The 15761-nt window shown below is 66.7% G+C and carries 16 protein-coding genes and 1 riboswitch; of the genes, 7 read left to right on the forward strand and 9 right to left on the reverse strand.

Going from position 1 to position 15761, the window contains the following annotated elements:
* Window positions 1–6: 6 nt before the first annotated feature.
* Together CFB18_RS08395 and CFB18_RS08400 are read right to left on the reverse strand one after the other, a co-directional pair.
* Entirely contained in the window at window positions 7–681 is a 675-nt protein-coding gene (locus CFB18_RS08395) for a response regulator (RefSeq protein WP_088571361.1), read from the reverse strand.
* Between the two features lie 18 nt (window positions 682–699).
* Window positions 700–1593 (reverse strand): patatin-like phospholipase family protein, encoded by an 894-nt coding sequence (locus tag CFB18_RS08400; protein WP_088571362.1) that lies wholly within the window; start codon window positions 1591–1593, stop codon window positions 700–702.
* A gap of 179 nt (window positions 1594–1772) precedes the next feature.
* Between CFB18_RS08400 and CFB18_RS08405 the strand changes: the two genes are divergently transcribed.
* Both CFB18_RS08405 and CFB18_RS08410 read left to right on the forward strand, forming a co-directional pair.
* The gene (locus CFB18_RS08405) at window positions 1773–2927 is read left to right on the forward strand and encodes a hypothetical protein (protein ID WP_088571363.1); all 1155 of its coding nucleotides are present in this window, start codon (window positions 1773–1775) and stop codon (window positions 2925–2927) included.
* Window positions 2924–3580: a Maf family protein gene (locus tag CFB18_RS08410; protein WP_088571364.1), complete on the forward strand. Its 657-nt coding sequence runs from the start codon at window positions 2924–2926 to the stop codon at window positions 3578–3580. The genes CFB18_RS08405 and CFB18_RS08410 overlap by 4 nt, the downstream gene beginning before the upstream one ends.
* 223 nt (window positions 3581–3803) lie before the next feature.
* Here CFB18_RS08410 and CFB18_RS08415 read toward each other — a convergent pair whose 3' ends face one another.
* The 7 genes from CFB18_RS08415 to CFB18_RS08445 form a co-directional block, all read right to left on the reverse strand.
* Entirely contained in the window at window positions 3804–4475 is a 672-nt protein-coding gene (locus CFB18_RS08415; protein WP_088571365.1) for a thiamine phosphate synthase, read from the reverse strand.
* On the reverse strand, window positions 4472–5242 hold the full coding sequence (gene thiG, locus CFB18_RS08420) for a thiazole synthase (RefSeq protein WP_088571366.1): 771 nt from the start codon (window positions 5240–5242) through the stop codon (window positions 4472–4474). The genes CFB18_RS08415 and thiG overlap by 4 nt, the downstream gene beginning before the upstream one ends.
* A gap of 347 nt (window positions 5243–5589) precedes the next feature.
* Complete coding sequence (gene thiS, locus CFB18_RS08425; RefSeq protein WP_088571367.1) at window positions 5590–5817, reverse strand: sulfur carrier protein ThiS; 228 nt, start codon at window positions 5815–5817, stop codon at window positions 5590–5592.
* Window positions 5818–5821: 4 nt separating this feature from the next.
* Window positions 5822–6973 carry a glycine oxidase ThiO gene (gene thiO / locus CFB18_RS08430; RefSeq protein WP_088571368.1) on the reverse strand — a complete coding sequence of 384 codons (1152 nt, stop codon included), beginning with the start codon at window positions 6971–6973 and terminating at the stop codon, window positions 5822–5824.
* A gap of 107 nt (window positions 6974–7080) precedes the next feature.
* Window positions 7081–7195: riboswitch (TPP riboswitch) on the reverse strand.
* Between the two features lie 41 nt (window positions 7196–7236).
* Window positions 7237–8487 (reverse strand): hypothetical protein, encoded by a 1251-nt coding sequence (locus CFB18_RS08435; protein WP_088571369.1) that lies wholly within the window; start codon window positions 8485–8487, stop codon window positions 7237–7239.
* Between the two features lie 66 nt (window positions 8488–8553).
* Window positions 8554–10236 carry an acyl-CoA mutase large subunit family protein gene (locus CFB18_RS08440; protein ID WP_088571370.1) on the reverse strand — a complete coding sequence of 561 codons (1683 nt, stop codon included), beginning with the start codon at window positions 10234–10236 and terminating at the stop codon, window positions 8554–8556.
* Between the two features lie 133 nt (window positions 10237–10369).
* Entirely contained in the window at window positions 10370–10936 is a 567-nt protein-coding gene (locus CFB18_RS08445; protein ID WP_200808137.1) for a nitroreductase family protein, read from the reverse strand.
* Between the two features lie 410 nt (window positions 10937–11346).
* On the opposite strand from CFB18_RS08445, the gene CFB18_RS08450 reads away from it, so the two are divergent.
* The 5 genes from CFB18_RS08450 (at window position 11347) to CFB18_RS08470 (ending at window position 15761) form a co-directional block, all read left to right on the forward strand.
* Window positions 11347–12081 carry a metal-sulfur cluster assembly factor gene (locus CFB18_RS08450; protein ID WP_088571372.1) on the forward strand — a complete coding sequence of 245 codons (735 nt, stop codon included), beginning with the start codon at window positions 11347–11349 and terminating at the stop codon, window positions 12079–12081.
* A complete protein-coding gene (locus tag CFB18_RS08455; RefSeq protein WP_088571373.1) occupies window positions 12078–13109 on the forward strand; it encodes an amidohydrolase family protein in 1032 nt (343 codons plus the stop codon). The genes CFB18_RS08450 and CFB18_RS08455 overlap by 4 nt, the downstream gene beginning before the upstream one ends.
* A 101-nt stretch (window positions 13110–13210) precedes the next feature.
* The gene (locus CFB18_RS08460; RefSeq protein WP_088571374.1) at window positions 13211–14254 is read left to right on the forward strand and encodes an NAD(P)-dependent alcohol dehydrogenase; all 1044 of its coding nucleotides are present in this window, start codon (window positions 13211–13213) and stop codon (window positions 14252–14254) included.
* A gap of 15 nt (window positions 14255–14269) precedes the next feature.
* Window positions 14270–15154, forward strand: coding sequence for an FAD binding domain-containing protein (locus CFB18_RS08465; RefSeq protein ID WP_088571375.1), 885 nt, complete (start codon window positions 14270–14272; stop codon window positions 15152–15154).
* A 52-nt stretch (window positions 15155–15206) separates the two neighbouring features.
* A complete protein-coding gene (locus tag CFB18_RS08470; RefSeq protein WP_088571376.1) occupies window positions 15207–15761 on the forward strand; it encodes a (2Fe-2S)-binding protein in 555 nt (184 codons plus the stop codon).

Here is a 15761-nt window from a genome sequence, read left to right on the forward strand (position 1 = left end):
CCCCTCTTAGGCCGATCCCAACCCCTCGTCCAGGTAGGCTTTGATGTTGTGCTCCACAGCGTACGCCGCCGCCTCGGCGCGGTTGGAGAGCCCCAGCTTGCTGAGGATGCTGCTCACGTAGTTGCGGACGGTGCCCTCGCTGAGGAAGAGGATCTGGGCGATCTCCCGGTTGGTCTTCCCCTCGGCGATCAGGGCGAGCACGCGCAGCTCCTGCTCGGTGAGGTCCCTGAAGGCGGAGGCCATGGCGCTGCGGCGGGCGGCCCGCACATGCCGGAGCAGGCGAGGGGTTACGGAAGGATCGATGAGAGCCTCCCCCCGGGCCACTCGTTCGATGGCCATGATGAGCTCGTCGCTGCCGATCTGCTTGAGCACATAGCCAGAGGCCCCGGCCTCGATGGCCTCCAGGAGGAGCTCGTCCTCCGCGTAGGAGGTCAACATGATCACCCGGGTCTCCGGGAGGGCTTCGACGATCCGCCGCGTCGCCTCGATACCGTTGCCGCCGGGGAGGCGGATATCCATCACCACCACATCCGGGCGGTGATCCAAAGCCTTCTGAACCGCCTCCTCCGCCGAGCCCGCCTCCGCCACCACCCGGAAATCCGGGCGCCGCTCCAGCAACGCCCGCAGGCCCACCCGCACCACTTCGTGGTCATCGACGATCATGATCCGGATCGTGCGCATTTGGGAACGACCCTCCGTTCAGGCCGCTTGAGGAAGAAGACGGCGCAACCAGCGGGGCTGGCTCATCGCCCGTTCCAGCCCGGCCAGGGCGGCCCGCGCCGCCCGCTCTCCCCGCTCCAGGATCTCCGGCGCCCGGTCCAGGGCGAACACCGGGATGTCCCCGGTGGGGACCCGGATCAGCCAGTCCGGGGGCGTCCGGGCCAGGCGGGCCTCTGTGATCCACCGGGCCATGATGCCCACCGAGCCGAACACCACCTCCAGCGTCCGGCTCCAGCGTGCCCGCCGGGTCAGCCAGCGGATCAGCAGCGGGCCTGGCAGCTCCTCGGGCAGGCGGCGATCGCCGCCGGACCTCATCGGTCCAGAGAGATCCACTCCGATGACGAAGGTGGCCCCCAGGCCTCGGGCCACATCCACCGGCAACGGGTTGAGGACCCCGCCGTCGATCAAGCGCCGGCCCTGCCAGAGAACCGGCGGGAAGACACCCGGGAAGGCGCTGGTCGCCAGCATGGCCTCCACCAGCGGACCTCGATCCAGCCAGATCTCCTCTCCGGTGTCCAGGTCCACCGCCACCGCCGCGAAGCGAATAGGCAGCTCCTCGATCCGCACCTCCCCTACCGCTTCCCGCAGGAGGCGGGCCAGCCCCCGCGTGCTGACCAGCGCCGTCCCATCGGGATCCAGGCGCATGAACATCCGCCAGCCGATGCGGCGGGCCAGGGCCTCGATGGCCTCCGGGGAGAGCCCGGCTGCGAACAGGCCGCCCACGATGCCCCCTGCGCTGGTGCCGGTGACCACCGCCGGCCGCCAGCCCGCCTCCACCAGCACCCGGAGCACCCGGATGTGGGCGAAGCCCCGGGCGCCCCCGCCGCTCAGGGCGATCCCTAGCCGATGCCGCTGTCCGAGCTCCCAGCGCATCGTGGGTCCTTCTCCCTGTCCGAATTTTCGATCTCCCAGGGGAATTATACGGATCCCGGGGGAGTCTTGCGAAAGCCGACGAGGCCCCTGGATACGGTGGATCTGCGGCTTAACCTTGATCTCCCCTTCACCGCTCAATTCAGGTTACAATTTCGGAAAACCTTGGGGAGGGGAGGACGATGCCCTTATGGACCCGTCGGCGGTTGCTGCAGCAACTTGGGGGACTGGGCCTGGGCCTGGTGGCCGGAGCCTGCGGGCGGATGCTGGAGACGCTCACCCCTACCTCCTCCCCGACGCCGCGTCCTGACCCCAGCCCGACGCCCTGGCCTTCGCCCACCGCCACGGCGATCCCGACCGACACGCCCATCCCGCCCTCCCCCACCCCGGCCCCCACGCCGACCAAGACCCCGTGGCCGCCCTTCCCCCGGCCCAGCAAGCTGGGGATCGTCGTCCAGTGGTTCCGGGACGTCCACATTGTGAGCCTGATCGTGAACACCCGGATGCGGGTGGTGAAGATCATCGACGATTTCGGACGGGCACCGGAGATCAAAGCGGCCTCCCCCAACACCGTCCTCATCGGGCGCATCACCCGCAACCACAACTTCGGCTTTGAGGAGCATCTCCGGGACGGCCGGACGGATATGCGGGCGGCGGCGGAGTGGTATGTCAACCGGTTCATGGACATCTATCTGGCGAACCCGTTGATCGACTACTGGGAGGGGCACAACGAGCCCCGTCCCCACAACCATGAAGTCATGCGCCTCTTCGCCCAGTTCGAGATCGAGCGGATGAAACTGATGGCCCAGCGGGGCCTCAAGTGCGCCATCGGGAACTTCCCCAACGGCTCGCCGGACCTGGAGCTGTGGGTGGATTTCCTTCCGGCCCTCCAGACCGCCCGGCAGCTCGGCGGGATCCTGGCCCTTCACGAATACGCCTCCCCCACCCTCGACGCCGGGGTGGATCCCCAGACCGGGGAGGGCTGGTTCACCCTGCGCTACCGCAAGGTCTATCGCTATATGGTCCCCCGGGAATATCAAATCCCCATTGTGATCACAGAGCTGGGGATTGACGACGTTCCCACTTTCCATGGGCCGCCCTCCCGGGGCTGGCGCAATTACCTGAGCTACTGGGCCCAGCGAGGCTTCGGGGATCCCCATTACTTTTACCTGCGCCAGCTCTGGTGGTATGACGAGGAGCTCCAGAAGGACGATTACGTGCTGGGGGCGACGGTTTACGTCGCGGGGGCTTTTGAGGAATGGGCTTCCTACGAGATCATGGTGGAGCCCTTCCGGGAGATGTTCGAAGATTACCTGCGGGCGCATCCGAACCCATGATCCCGGAGCGCTGGGTCCTGGCTTCCGCCTCGCCGCGACGTCGCGCGCTGATCGCGCTCCTCGGGCATCCCGTGGAAGTCCTCCCGGTGGAGATCGATGAAAGCCCAAGGCCGGGCGAGGGGCCGCCTGCCTGCGCCGCCCGGCTGGCCCGGGCCAAGGTCGAGGCGGCCCGCCTTCAGGCCCCTGAGGCGCTGATCCTGGCGGCGGACACCGTGGTGGATCTGGAAGGGCAGATCCTGGGCAAGCCGGCCGACGCCGAGGAGGCGCGGGCGATGCTGCGCGCCCTGCGTGGGCGCACCCATCAGGTCCACACCGCTGTGGCGGTCCATCACCCGCTTCGGGGTGAGACGTGGGTGGAGGTGGCCACGACCCAGGTGATCATGCGTTCCTACGCCGACGAAGAGATCGAGGCGTATCTGGCCACGGGGGATCCCTTCGACAAGGCAGGGGCCTATGCTGTTCAGCATCCAACTTTCCGGCCGGCGGCGGCCGTTGTGGGGTGCTACGCCGCTGTGGTCGGCCTTCCCCTCTGCCACCTAGCGCGGATCCTGCGGCGCTGGGGCTGGGCACCGCCCGCCGATCTCCCCGATCGCTGCCAGGCCGCCCTCGCCCATCGCTGCTCCGTTTACCCGGAGATCCTGAACGCCCGCTGAAGAAACGACTTCCGTCCTCTCCACTGGAGTTCCCCTGACAGCTCCTTGAAGTCGATCCACCAAATTTTGGAAACCTATTGACGGCCATCCCATGCCATCCTAAGAACTCATCTCAAAACTCTCCAAGCAATGAGGGAGCAGGCAAGGAACGCCCATTGCTCCTCGCTCCGCTCCCGAAACGCCATCGCCTCCCCCTGGATCAGGTTCCTCAAGATCGAGGATACTACCCACCCAGGGTTTTGAGATGAGTTCCTGAATCAGATTCATTGGACGTCAGAGGGGACATTGCCTGAAAATACGCCCTCGCGGCCTCTTGAGGATCCGTCGCCTCCATGAGGCCGCCCAGCACGGCGACCCCGGCGGCCCCGGCCTCCAGGCAGGAGCGGGCGTTCGCCGGGGTGATCCCCCCCAGAGCGATGACCGGGATGGGCATCGCGCGCGCCACCTGCCGGAGGGCCTCCAGGCCCAGCGGCGGCCCGTAGCCCGGCTTGCTCAGAGGGGTGAAGATCGGGCTCAGGGTGATGTAATCCGCACCCGCCGCCGCTGCCCGCTGCGCCTCCTCCAGGTTGTGCGCGGACACCCCCACCCAGCGGTCTGGTCCGACGAGGCGGCGGGCCTCGGCCACCGAGAACCCCTGGGGCAGGTGCACGCCATCCGCCCCACACGCCGCGGCCACCCCAGCATGGCCGTTCACCACCACCGCCGCCCCCCAGACCCGCGCCCGCCGCACAATCTCCCCTACCAACGAGGCCAGCTCCGCCTCTGGGAGGTCCTTCTCCCGCACCATCACCCAGCGCACCCCCGCCGCGAACAGCTCCCCCAGGAGCTCTGGGAGGGGCCGCCGGGCCCGACGGCGATCGGTGATCACCAACAGGGGGGGCTGGGGCAGCCTCATATCTCGATGCGATCCTCCATCGGGCTGGACGGCACGGCGTAAAGGCGGCGCGGGATGCGCCCCGCTTCATAGGCCAGCCGCCCAGCCTCAACCGCCAGGCGCATCGCCCGGGCCATCTTCACCGGATCCCGCGCCTGGGCCACCGCCGTGTTCAGCAACACCCCATCACACCCCAGCTCCATGGCGATGGCCACATCCGAGGCCGTCCCCACCCCGGCGTCCACGATCACCGGCACGGTGCACATCTGACGGATCAGCCGGATGTTGTAGGGGTTCAGGATCCCCATCCCAGAGCCGATGGGCGCCCCCAGGGGCATCACCGCCGCGCAACCCATGTCCTCCAGCTTCTTGCAGACCACCGGGTCATCGTTGCAGTAAGGCAGCACAACAAACCCATCCTTGACCAGCTCGGCAGCCGCCTGTAACAGCTGCTCCGTGTCTGGATACAGGGTCTCCTCGTCCCCGATCACCTCCAGCTTGATCCAGTTCGTCCCCAGGGCCTCCCGGGCCAGATGGGCCGTGAGGATGGCATCCCGGGCGGTGAAGCAGCCAGCGGTGTTGGGCAGGATGAAGTAACGGTCCTTCAGCAGATCATACAGGTTCTCCCCGTCGGCCCCCGGGCGCACGCGCCGGATGGCCACGGTGACGATCTCCGTCCCGCTCGCCTCCAGGGCATCCAGCATCACCTGGAGGTTGGGGTAACGGGCGGTCCCCAGGATCAAGCGCGAGCGGAAGGCCCGCCCCGCGATCACCAGCGGCTCGCTCATCCCTCACCCCCTCGATCGAAGCAATGGGTCACGGCAAAAGCCGCTCTGCCAATCATCGTTCTTCCCGACAGGGGACTTTAGCCCTGAACCTCGGTCCTCGATGGCGCAAGTTCGCGGCGGAAGCCGCTCCTACAAAATACAAAAATTGATCTTTGGTAGGAGGGACTTTAGCCCCGAACCCCCGTCTTCGATGACACGAGGGCGCGGCGGAAGCCGCTCCTACAACATAGATGCCGAAATGAATTTCGGCTTACAAAGGGGCTTCAGCCCCACATCTTCACCTTCGATGGCCCAAAGTCGCGGCACAAGCCGCTCTTGCCCCTACATGCCCACGGTTTACAGGGCTTTCATCCACCGGCCACCGCGTGGACGATCTCCACACGGTCCCCCGGCTGAAGGGCGACGCGCTCCCATTCGGAACGTGGGATCACCGTAGCGTTGACCGCCACCGCGATCCCCGGCCGGTCCGGGTCCAGGCCCAGGCGGGCCAGCAGCTCCCGGATGGTCCCCGGCTGATAGGAATAGGGCTGCCCATTGACGGTCAGGATTGCTTCCGACGTTCCGGTGCGCTCCATCGCTTCACCTCCCGGATCCCGAAGGGGCAACCGGCGCCCTGGATCGGAACCGCTCCAGGGTGAAGGGCTTGGCGATCTCGGGGAGCTCCCCCCGGGCGATCAGATGGTGGATCGCATAGGCAGTGATCGGGGCCAGCAGGATGCCGTTGCGGTAATGCCCCGTGGCCAGGATCAGGCCCTCCACCCCCGTCGGCCCCAGGATGGGGGCATCGTCCCGGCTCCCGGGCCGGAAGCCCGCCCACATCTCCACGATGGGCAGCTCGTCGATGCCCGGCAGCATCTCCCAGGCCCCCCGCAACAACCGGAAGATGCCCCCCGCCGTGAGACTGGCGTCGAACCCCTTTTCCTCCACGGTGGCCCCAATGAGCAGCCGGCCGTCCCGTCGGGGCACCAGATAGGCGTCCGGCCCCCAGACGACGTGCCGGATCAGCGGGGCCTCCGGAGGCATCTGCACGGCCAGCATCTGGCCCTTGACCGGGCGGACCGGCGGGCGGACCTCTTCGGGGAGACCGGGGATCTGGGCGGACCACGCCCCGGCGGCCAGGATGACGGTGCGGGCCTCCAGGAACCCCCGGGTCAGGCGCACGCCCAGGACCCGGTTCTCATCGATCACGATCCCGGTCACCTCCGTGTGCTCCCGCAGGCGACCCCCGGCCCGCCGGAAGGCTTCGACCAGCGCCCGGGCGACCTTCCGGTTGTCCACCTGATGATCCTGCGGGCTGTAAATGGCGGCCACCACGGAGCGGGAGAGGTGCGGCTCCATCCGCCGCGCCTCGTAGCCGGAGAGCCACTCCGTAGGCAACCCCTGGCCCCGTTGGAATTCATAGAGGAACCTCAATCGTTCCGCGTCGTCCCGATCCAGGGCCACCACCAGGGTGCCTTCGTCCCGGTAATCCACCGGGATGCCGGAGGCGGCCTCCAGCTCCCGGGCGAAGTCCGCCCACATGTCACGGCTGGCCCGCAGCAGGGGCAGCAGCCCCTCCTCGCCGGGCTCCGCCTCGGCATGGGGGGCCAGCATCCCGGCCGCCGCCCAGGTCGCCCCCAGGCCCGCGCCTCCGCGCTCCAGGAGGGTGACCGGATACCCGGAGCGGGCCAGGAACCAGCCGATGGAGAGCCCGCAGATGCCGCCCCCGACGATCACGATCTCCTCTTTCATCGCTTCGCTCCTATCCTTCGAAGGACAGAGCCCTGTAAAGCCGCTTTCCCGTTGCGGATCTCCGGGCGAAGGGAGCCAGGGGGCCGAAGGAGGCAGAAGGGGTGAGATCTGCGGCGCGCCCGCTTTCCCTCCGCCGGCATGATCCGGATCAGGTTCGAGGGGTCGGCGGCGGATTCGGCCGCCCTCTCAGCCCGGCTCACCCGGACTCCCCCAACGGACCCGCGCCCATGCGGAGTTCTAATCCCTTCCGCCCGCGGCGTCAACTATTGAAGGGGCTCCCCCAGGGCGCGGCGCAGGCCGGCAAGGTCGGTGATGAACAGCATACGGAAGAGGAAAGCGCGCAGGGAGGGGCTCTGGGCCCACAGCCGGCGGACCCGCGGGCCGATGGGGTCCTCGGCGCCGGCCGCCCCCTCCTCCGCGGCGTAGGCCCCGTAGAAGGCGAAGTAGGCCTGGTTCAGCTTCCGCAGGGCGTAACCGTGGGCGACGAAAACCCGCCGACGGGCTTCCATATAGAGCTCCGCCCGGCGGACCTCACCCTGGGCCAGCAGGCGTTCCACCACGGTGCGGGTCTTCGCCAGCTCCCGGCCGAAATCGAAGGCCGGCCGTTCCGGGGGAGCCGGCGCGGGGGCCGCGTCCGCTGGCGGAGGCGGGAGATCCTCGGGGTAGAAACGGGCCAGCCAGGCGCGGCCCAAGGCCTTCCCGGCCAGATCGGCGACGGTCTCGTTGATGGTGCGGGCCTCCGGGCGGTCGTAAAACCACCCTAACGGCCCCATGAAGAGCCAGTGATGGATCCACTCGTGGGCGATGATCTCCGTGAGCTCAGGCAGCCCGGTGGCCTCCATGATCATCGCCGGGTAGAAGGCCAGGCCGCCCAGGGGCACCACCAGGGAGGAGACGTGGAGCTGCCCATCCACCCGCCGCTCCAGGCGATCCATCTCGTCGGCGGTGAGGTCGGCCCGCAGGGGGAAGGAGGTGGTGAGGGCGATGCGCTCCCGCGGGGAGAGGACCATCAGGTTCGGCATGGCCGTCAGGCGAATCTGAACGGGGGGGATCGGCTGGCCCAGGAGGGCCAGCCCCTCTTGGGCCAGGATCACGCCGAGCTGCTCGGAGAGGATGGCCTCGGCCAGAGGACGGAGGACTTGAGTCCGTCCGTGGGCCTCCTCCCACCGCCTCCGGAGCGCGGCGATGGCGCCCGGATCCGGCGGGGTCGGCCCGGAGACCTCCCGTTCCAGGGCGGCCGCCGCCTCCCGGGCCTCCGACAAGCGCTGGAGGTAGCGCCGCACTGCCCGGCGCTGGGTCTCGTCGTCCAGGAAGGCCTGAGGGTTCGCTACGGAGAGAAGAAGCTTCTCCGCCCAGGCCTGAAGGGCCCATTCCGGGAAGTAAAAGCTTTCCCCCTGAAGCAGGAGGGTCAGACGGGTCTCCAGGGAACGGGAGGGCTCGGAGGCCGGGAGGCTCAAGGTTAGGAGGGCGACCAGCCCCAGGCCCAGGCCGATGCGGAGCCAGCGAACGCGCATAAGGGCATTCCCGATGATCGCAGATCCCTCCCCCGGCAGGCGCTTCCCCGATCTGCGGGATCCGGCTCAGATAATCAACGGCTCCTGCCAGGTTCCCCAGATGGCCTTGAGGGCGCGGACGATCTCCCCGAGGGTGGCGTAGGCCTTTACCGCCTCCAGGATGTAGGGCATCAGGTTCTCGTTCTCCTTGCGGGCGGCCTCCTGGAGGGCAGCCAGGGTTTGCCCCACCCGCTCGTTATCCCGCTCCATGCGCAGCTTCTGCAGGCGCGCCCGCTGCCGGCGCTCCCCCTCGGGATCCATCTGGAGGATAGGCGGCTTGACCTCCTCCTCCTCTACGAACTCGTTCACCCCCACGATGATGCGGCGTTTCTCGTCGATCTCCTTCTGGTAGCGATAGGCGGCCTCGGCGATCTCCCGCTGGAAGAAGCCGGCCTCGATGGCGGGGATCACCCCGCCCAGCTCCTCGATCTTGCGGAAGTATTCGTAGGCCTGCTGCTCCAGGCGGTTGGTCAGGTATTCCACGTAGTAGCTGCCTCCCAGGGGGTCGACCGTGTTCGTCACCCCGCTCTCGTAGGCGATGACCTGCTGGGTGCGCAGGGCGAGCTTGGCGGCGAACTCGCTGGGCAGGGCCAGGGCCTCATCCAGAGAGTTGGTGTGAAGGGACTGAGTGCCCCCCAGCACGGCAGCCAGGGCCTGAATGGCCACCCGGATCACGTTCACGTAGGGTTGCTGGGCGGTGAGGGTGCAGCCGGCGGTCTGGGTGTGGAAGCGCAGCCACCAGGAGCGGGGGTTTTTGGCTCCGAAGGTCTCCCGCATCTCCCGGGCCCAGATCCGGCGGGCAGCCCGGAACTTGGCGATCTCCTCGAAGAAATCGTTGTGGCAGTTGAAGAAGAACGAGAGGCGGGGCGCGAAGGAATCGATGTCCAGGCCCCGCCGCAGGCACCAGCGGACGTATTCGAAGCCGTCGGCCAGGGTGAAGGCCAGCTCCTGGGCCGCCGTGGCCCCCGCCTCCCGGATGTGGTAGCCGCTGATGCTGATGGGGTTCCACTTCGGCACGTATTTGGAGCCGAACTCGATCATGTCCACGACCAGGCGCATGGAGGGCTCCGGCGGGAAGATCCACTCCTTCTGGGCGATGTATTCCTTGAGGATGTCGGTCTGGGTGGTCCCGCCGATCTGATCCCATGGGATGCCCCGCTTCTCCGCCACGGCCAGATACATCGCCCAGATGATGGCCGCCGGCCCGTTGATGGTCATGGAGGTTGTGATCTGATCCAGGGGGATGCCGTCCAGGAGGATCTCCATGTCCAACAGGGAGGAGACGGCGACCCCGCACTTGCCGAACTCTCCCTCGGCCATCGGATCATCGGTGTCGTAGCCGTAGAGGGTGGGAAGGTCGAAGGCGATGGAGAGGCCGGTCTGGCCGTGCTCCAGCAGATACTTGAACCGGGCGTTGGTCTCCTCGGCGGTGCCGTATCCGGCGAAGAGGCGCATCGTCCAGAGGCGGCCCCGATACATCGTGGCGTGGATGCCGCGGGTGAAGGGGTATTCGCCGGGGAACCCCAGATCACGCATGTAGTCGAAGTCGGGGAGGTCGAGGGGGGTGTAGAGGCGATCCACCGGCTCCCCGGAGACGGTGGTGAAGGTCTCCTGGCGCTCGGGCATGCGGGCCAGCCATTGCTGAAGCGTGGTCTCCTCCCAGCGGTCCCGCGCGGCCGCCAACTCTTGGAGCTTCTCCCGATCGAACATGGCACCCTCCGGCCCGGGATCTCTCTTGCGGCGAGGCTTATCGCCATTATATGCGAGAGGAGAGAGAGGCAACAAACGATCGTCCGATCTCCCCTCCGGATGGGAGGCGGTGGGGACGAGGAGGCTCCGACGCTCAGGGCCATCCCCGCCACTCAGTCACCTCCTCGATGGGGCGGCGGGGGGTCTGGCGGGGCGGCGCATCGGGGGCCGGGTAGCCCAGATAGATGAAGCCCATGAACTGGGCGTCCTCAGGGAGGCCCAGCCAGCGCAACAGCAAGGGGTGATAGGCGGTCTCTCCGGTGCGCAGATAGGCTCCCAGGCCCATCCCGTGGGCGGCGAGCAGGATGTTCTGGATGGCGGCGGCGGTGGCCACGATGTTCTCGTGGGTCTCGATGGGGTCGCGGCCCTTGAGGCAGGCCACGGCGATGATCACCGGGGCGCGCTGGGGCCTGGCCCGCTCCCGGTTCAGCTCCGCCTCGGTGGCCTCCGGCTTGACCGTGCGGAGGATCTGGGCGAAGACCTCACCTAGCTCCTCCAGGGCGGGGCCGGTCAGCACCACGAACCGCCAGGGCTCGGTCAGTCGGTGGTTGGGCGCGCGCACCGCGGCCTGCAGCAACGTCTCGATCTCCTCTCGACGCGGCCGCTCCGGCCGCACCTTCCCGACCATGCGACGGGTCATGATCGCTTCCAGGACGTCCATCGCCGCCTCCCTCATTGAGGGGCTTTCCGGCGCCCGGCCTCGCCCCAGGGGGAGCTGCGGCCGGAACCCTGGAGCGGCGAGCGCCCCCCTTCGATCATCCCCGCATTCCCGATTTCTGTCGAAAAATGGCATGGCCCGAAACGCCTGGAGGCCTTTTCGCCCCCACCGGCGAGATCCATCGGCAGGATCTCATGAAATCCGCCTGATCTAAATTTCACAAAATTGTTATATTATTCGCAAGGTAAACCTTGACAGATTTCGGTGATTGGCTTTATCATAATGGAAACTGTGGCTTCCTCTCTTGGGACTCCATTGGGCTTCAAAGGCCAGGGCTCTCGATCGCCTCTTTCCGTGGGCCCACGGGCAGTCCCAGCGGGAGGGGTCCCATTGGGGTAAGGGAGGGGCCATTGATGGATTCGGCGCAGGCGCAGCTCTGGCGAGCGCTGGATCGCGTTCTCGATCCCGAGCTGGATCAGTCCATCGTCCGGCTTGGGTTTGTGGAGGCGGTGGTGGTGGAGGGCTCATGCGCCCTCGTGACCCTCCGGCTGCCCACGTTCTGGTGCGCCCCCAACTTCGTGTTCATGATGGCGGAGGACATCCGGCGCGCGCTCCTCGAAGTGGAAGGCATCCGCACGGTTCGGATCCGGTTGCTGGATCACTTCGCTTCGGAAACCATCGAGGCCGCCATTCAGGATGGGCGTTCCTTCGAAGAGACTTTCCCCGGAGAGGCGCTGGGCTCGCTGGATGAGCTCCGTCAGTTCTTCCGGCGCAAGAGCTACCTGAGCCGTCATTTCGCCCTCCTGCGCGCTCTCCGCGCCGTGGGTTTCTCCCCTTCGGAGATCTGCGCGATGCAGCTGGCGGATCTCCTTCAGAGGGAGGAGGCCTGGTGGGCCCGCCGGACGGATGGGACGCTGGTGCGGATCGAACCCGGGGAAGTGGTCTCCCGCTATTTGGAGCGCCGACAGGAGCTGGGCCTGGACAGCCGCCCGGAAGCCCCCTTGATGCTGGATCCCGAGGGAACCCCGATCCCCCCGGAGGCCTTAGAGGATTACCTGCGGCGCAGCCGCGCCAGCCTTTTAAATTTCAGGTCCAATGCATTCCTCTGCCAGGCCCTGCTGGCCAGCCGGAAAGGAGGTGCCCCATGATCCGCGTCGATGGACAGGAGATCTTCGTGATCGACGGACACATCCACTTCTGGGATGGGAGCCCGGAGAACTGGCGAAACAAATACGGAGAGGGCTGGATGCAATGCTTCTACGATTACCACAAGTCCCTCAGCCCCGCCGATTACGTCTGGCCCTTCGATAAATACTGCAAATACGATGAGGAAACGCTGATCCGGGACCTCTTCCTCGAAGGCTATGTGGACATGGGGATCTTTAACTCCACCTATCTCACCGAGTTCTTCAAGAACGGTTTCAACACCCATGTCCAGAACTACGTCCTCAAGCAGAAGTATCCCGAGCGCTTCATCCTATGCGGCACCTTCGATCCCCGCTGGGGGGAGAAGGGGCTGGATGAGTTCCGGCGGATGGTCGAGGAATATCCGATCCAGGGCCTGAAGCTCTACACGGCGGAGTGGCGCGGGGAGTCCCGGGGCTGGCGGCTGACGGACCCGATGGCTTACCGCTATCTGGAGCTCTGCCGGGAGCTGGGGATCCGTAACATCCACGTCCATAAAGGCCCCACGATCTATCCGCTGAACAAGGACGCCTTCGATGTGCATGATGTGGATCAAGCGGCCTCCGACTTCCCCGATTTGAATTTCATTGTGGAACACTGTGGTCTGCCGCGCCTGGACGACTTCTGCTGGATCGCGAAGCAGGACAAGAACGTCTACGCGGGCTTGGCGGTGGCCATCGCCTTCATTCACTCCCGTCCGCGTTACTTCGCCGAGATCATTGCGAACCTCCTCTACTGGCTGGGGCCGGATCGGATCCTCTTCGGCAGCGATTACGCCCTCTGGTCGCCCCGCTGGATCATCGAGAAGTTCATGGCCTTCGAACTGCCCCCGGATATCCGAGAGGAATACGGGGTCGATCTGACGCTGGAGACCAAGCGCAAGATCCTGGGGGAGAACGCGGCGCGCCTTTATGGGATCGACATCGCTGCCCAGCGGGAAAAGCTCCAGCGCGATCCCATCGGCCAGCGGCTGGCGGCTCAGGTGGCGTAAACCCGGATGGATAGAAGGCCCCCGAAGAGGAATTTAGGGCCCAAGGCATGATCCGCAAGGATATCCTTGGGCCCTTTAAGATTATTCATCGGAGGTCAGCCATGAAAGCGGCCCGCCTCTACCAGTATGACCCGCATCTGAACGTCCAGCTGCAAATTGAGGAGGTCCCGGAGCCGAAGATCACTGCTCCGGACGAAGTCATTGTGCGTATTGGGGCAGCTGGCCTCTGCCGCACCGATCTGCACATCATCGAAGGCGTGTGGCGGAGCATTCTGGATCCAGACGGGAAGTTGCTCCCCTACATCCCTGGCCACGAGAACGCCGGCTGGGTGGAGGAGGTGGGGAGCGCGGTGACCTCGGTGAAGCCGGGGGATGCCGTGATTTGCCATCCTCTCCGGACCTGCGGAGTATGCCTGGCGTGCCGTCAAGGGGAGGATATGTATTGCGAGCGGGGCGTCTTCCCTGGTCTGAACGCTAACGGGGGGTTCGCCGAATATCTGGTGACGAACGAGCGGGCCCTGGTTAAACTTCCCGATGGGGTGACCCCTGCCGATGTGGCCCCGCTGGCCGATGCGGGCCTCACCGCCTATCGGGCCGCCAAGCGGGCGGCGAAATTGCTCCCTCCGGGAACCTCCTGTGTGATCATCGGGATCGGCGGTCTGGGCCACATCGCCCTCCAGGCGCTGCGCGCCCTCTGCAGCGCTCGCATCATCGCCGTGGACATCTCGGAGGCCGCCCGCCAACTGGCCCGGGAGCTGGGGGCGGATCACGTCCTCGCCGGCGGCCCGGACCTGGTGGCCGAGGTCCGGGAGCTCACCCAAGGAGGGGCCCACGTGGTGATCGACTTCGTCGGGGAGGCGGGGGTTGAGCAACAAAGCTGGCAGATGCTGCGGCGGGGCGGGACCCACTTCGTGGTTGGTTACGGCGGCAAGCTGGAGGTCCCCACGGTGCAGATGATCTTCAACGAGATGGCCATCGCCGGAAGCCTGGTGGGGAACTACACGGAGCTGGTGGAGCTGATGGACCTCAACGCCCGCGGGCTGGTGAAGGTGCACACCCGGCAGTATCGGCTGGGCCAGATCAACCAGGCCATCGATGATTTCAAGAACCGCCGTTACATCGGCCGCGCGGTGATCATCCCGTAGGAAAGGGGGTCAACGATGTTCCCGGCACCCTTCGAGTATGTCGCCCCATCCACTCTCGATCAGGCCATCCGCCTCCTGCAACAACACGGTCCAGACGCCCGCCTTCTCGCCGGGGGGCAGAGCCTGATCCCCATGATGCGCTTCCGGCTGGTCAACCCGAGGATCCTCATCGATCTCCATCGCATCCCCGGCCTGGACCTCCTGGAAGAGGCGCAGGGGGTCCTCCGCATCGGGGCCATGGTGCGCCATCGCACGGTGGAGCGAGCCCCCCTGATCCAACAACGCTACCCGCTCCTGGCGGACACAGCGCGGGTCATCGCCGACCCCATTGTGCGCAATCGGGGCACCGTTGGAGGCTCCATCGCCCACGCGGATCCGGCAGGGGATTGGGGGGCAGCCCTCCTGGCGGCGAAGGCGGAGGTGGTGATCACCGGCCCCCAGGGCCGCCGGATCCGCCAGCGCGCCATGCCGCTGGAGGAGTTCTTCACCGGGCCTTTCATGACGGCTCTGGAACCCGGCGAGATCGTGACGGAGATCCGGGTTCCGGCTCCCGGGCCGCGGGAGGCAGGCGCCTATCTCAAAATCGAGCGCAAGGTAGGCGACTTCGCTGTGGTCGCTGTGGGGGTCCAGATCGCCCTGGATGCGGACGGGATTTGCCGGAAAGCCGGCATTGGGCTGTGCGCGGTCGGGCCGACCTCGTTGCGGGCACGGGAGGCGGAGGAGTGGTTGATCGGCAAGCGGCTGGATGAGGGCGTTATCGCCCGGGCGGGGGAGCTGGCCGCCGCGGCCTCTCAGCCCAACAGCGATACCCGGGGGCCCGCGGAATACAAACGGGACATGGTGCGTGTTCTGACGATCCGGGCCCTCCGGAAAGCCCTGGGACGCATCCCAGGGGCGTGAGGGGGAAGAAGACCAGGACCCGCTCCATCTCGTTGAGATCCGGGAGGGAACGATGCCGGCTCGCAAGGGAAAGCGGACGACCGGAGCGCCGCGCCGGGGGTCCACGCCCGAGGCCGTGGAGGCCCCCCGGCCTGCGGCTCGCCAGCGGATCCATGTGACCGTCAACGGCCGCCCCTACGAGGCGGAGGTGGAGGCCCGCACACTCCTGGTGTATTTCATCCGGGACACGCTGGGGCTCACAGGAACCCATGTGGGCTGTGATACGACCAGCTGCGGGGCATGCACCGTCCTTCTGAATGGAGAGGCTGTCAAAAGCTGCACCGTGTTCGCCATCCAGGCCGACGGGGCGGAGATCATGACCGTGGAAGGCTTGGCGAAAGACGGCGAACTGCACCCCCTGCAGAAGGCATTTTGGGAACACCATGGCCTTCAGTGCGGGTTCTGCACGCCCGGCATGCTGATGGCCGCCTACGCCTTCCTGAAAGAGAACCCCCGCCCCAGCGAGGAGGAGATCCGCATCGCCATCTCCGGCAACCTGTGCCGATGCACGGGATACATGAACATCGTCAAAGCCATCCAGCACGCCGCGCAGGAGATGGCCGCCTGA

It is taken from the genome of Thermoflexus hugenholtzii JAD2 (genome assembly GCF_900187885.1).
Taxonomy (GTDB): domain Bacteria; phylum Chloroflexota; class Anaerolineae; order Thermoflexales; family Thermoflexaceae; genus Thermoflexus; species Thermoflexus hugenholtzii.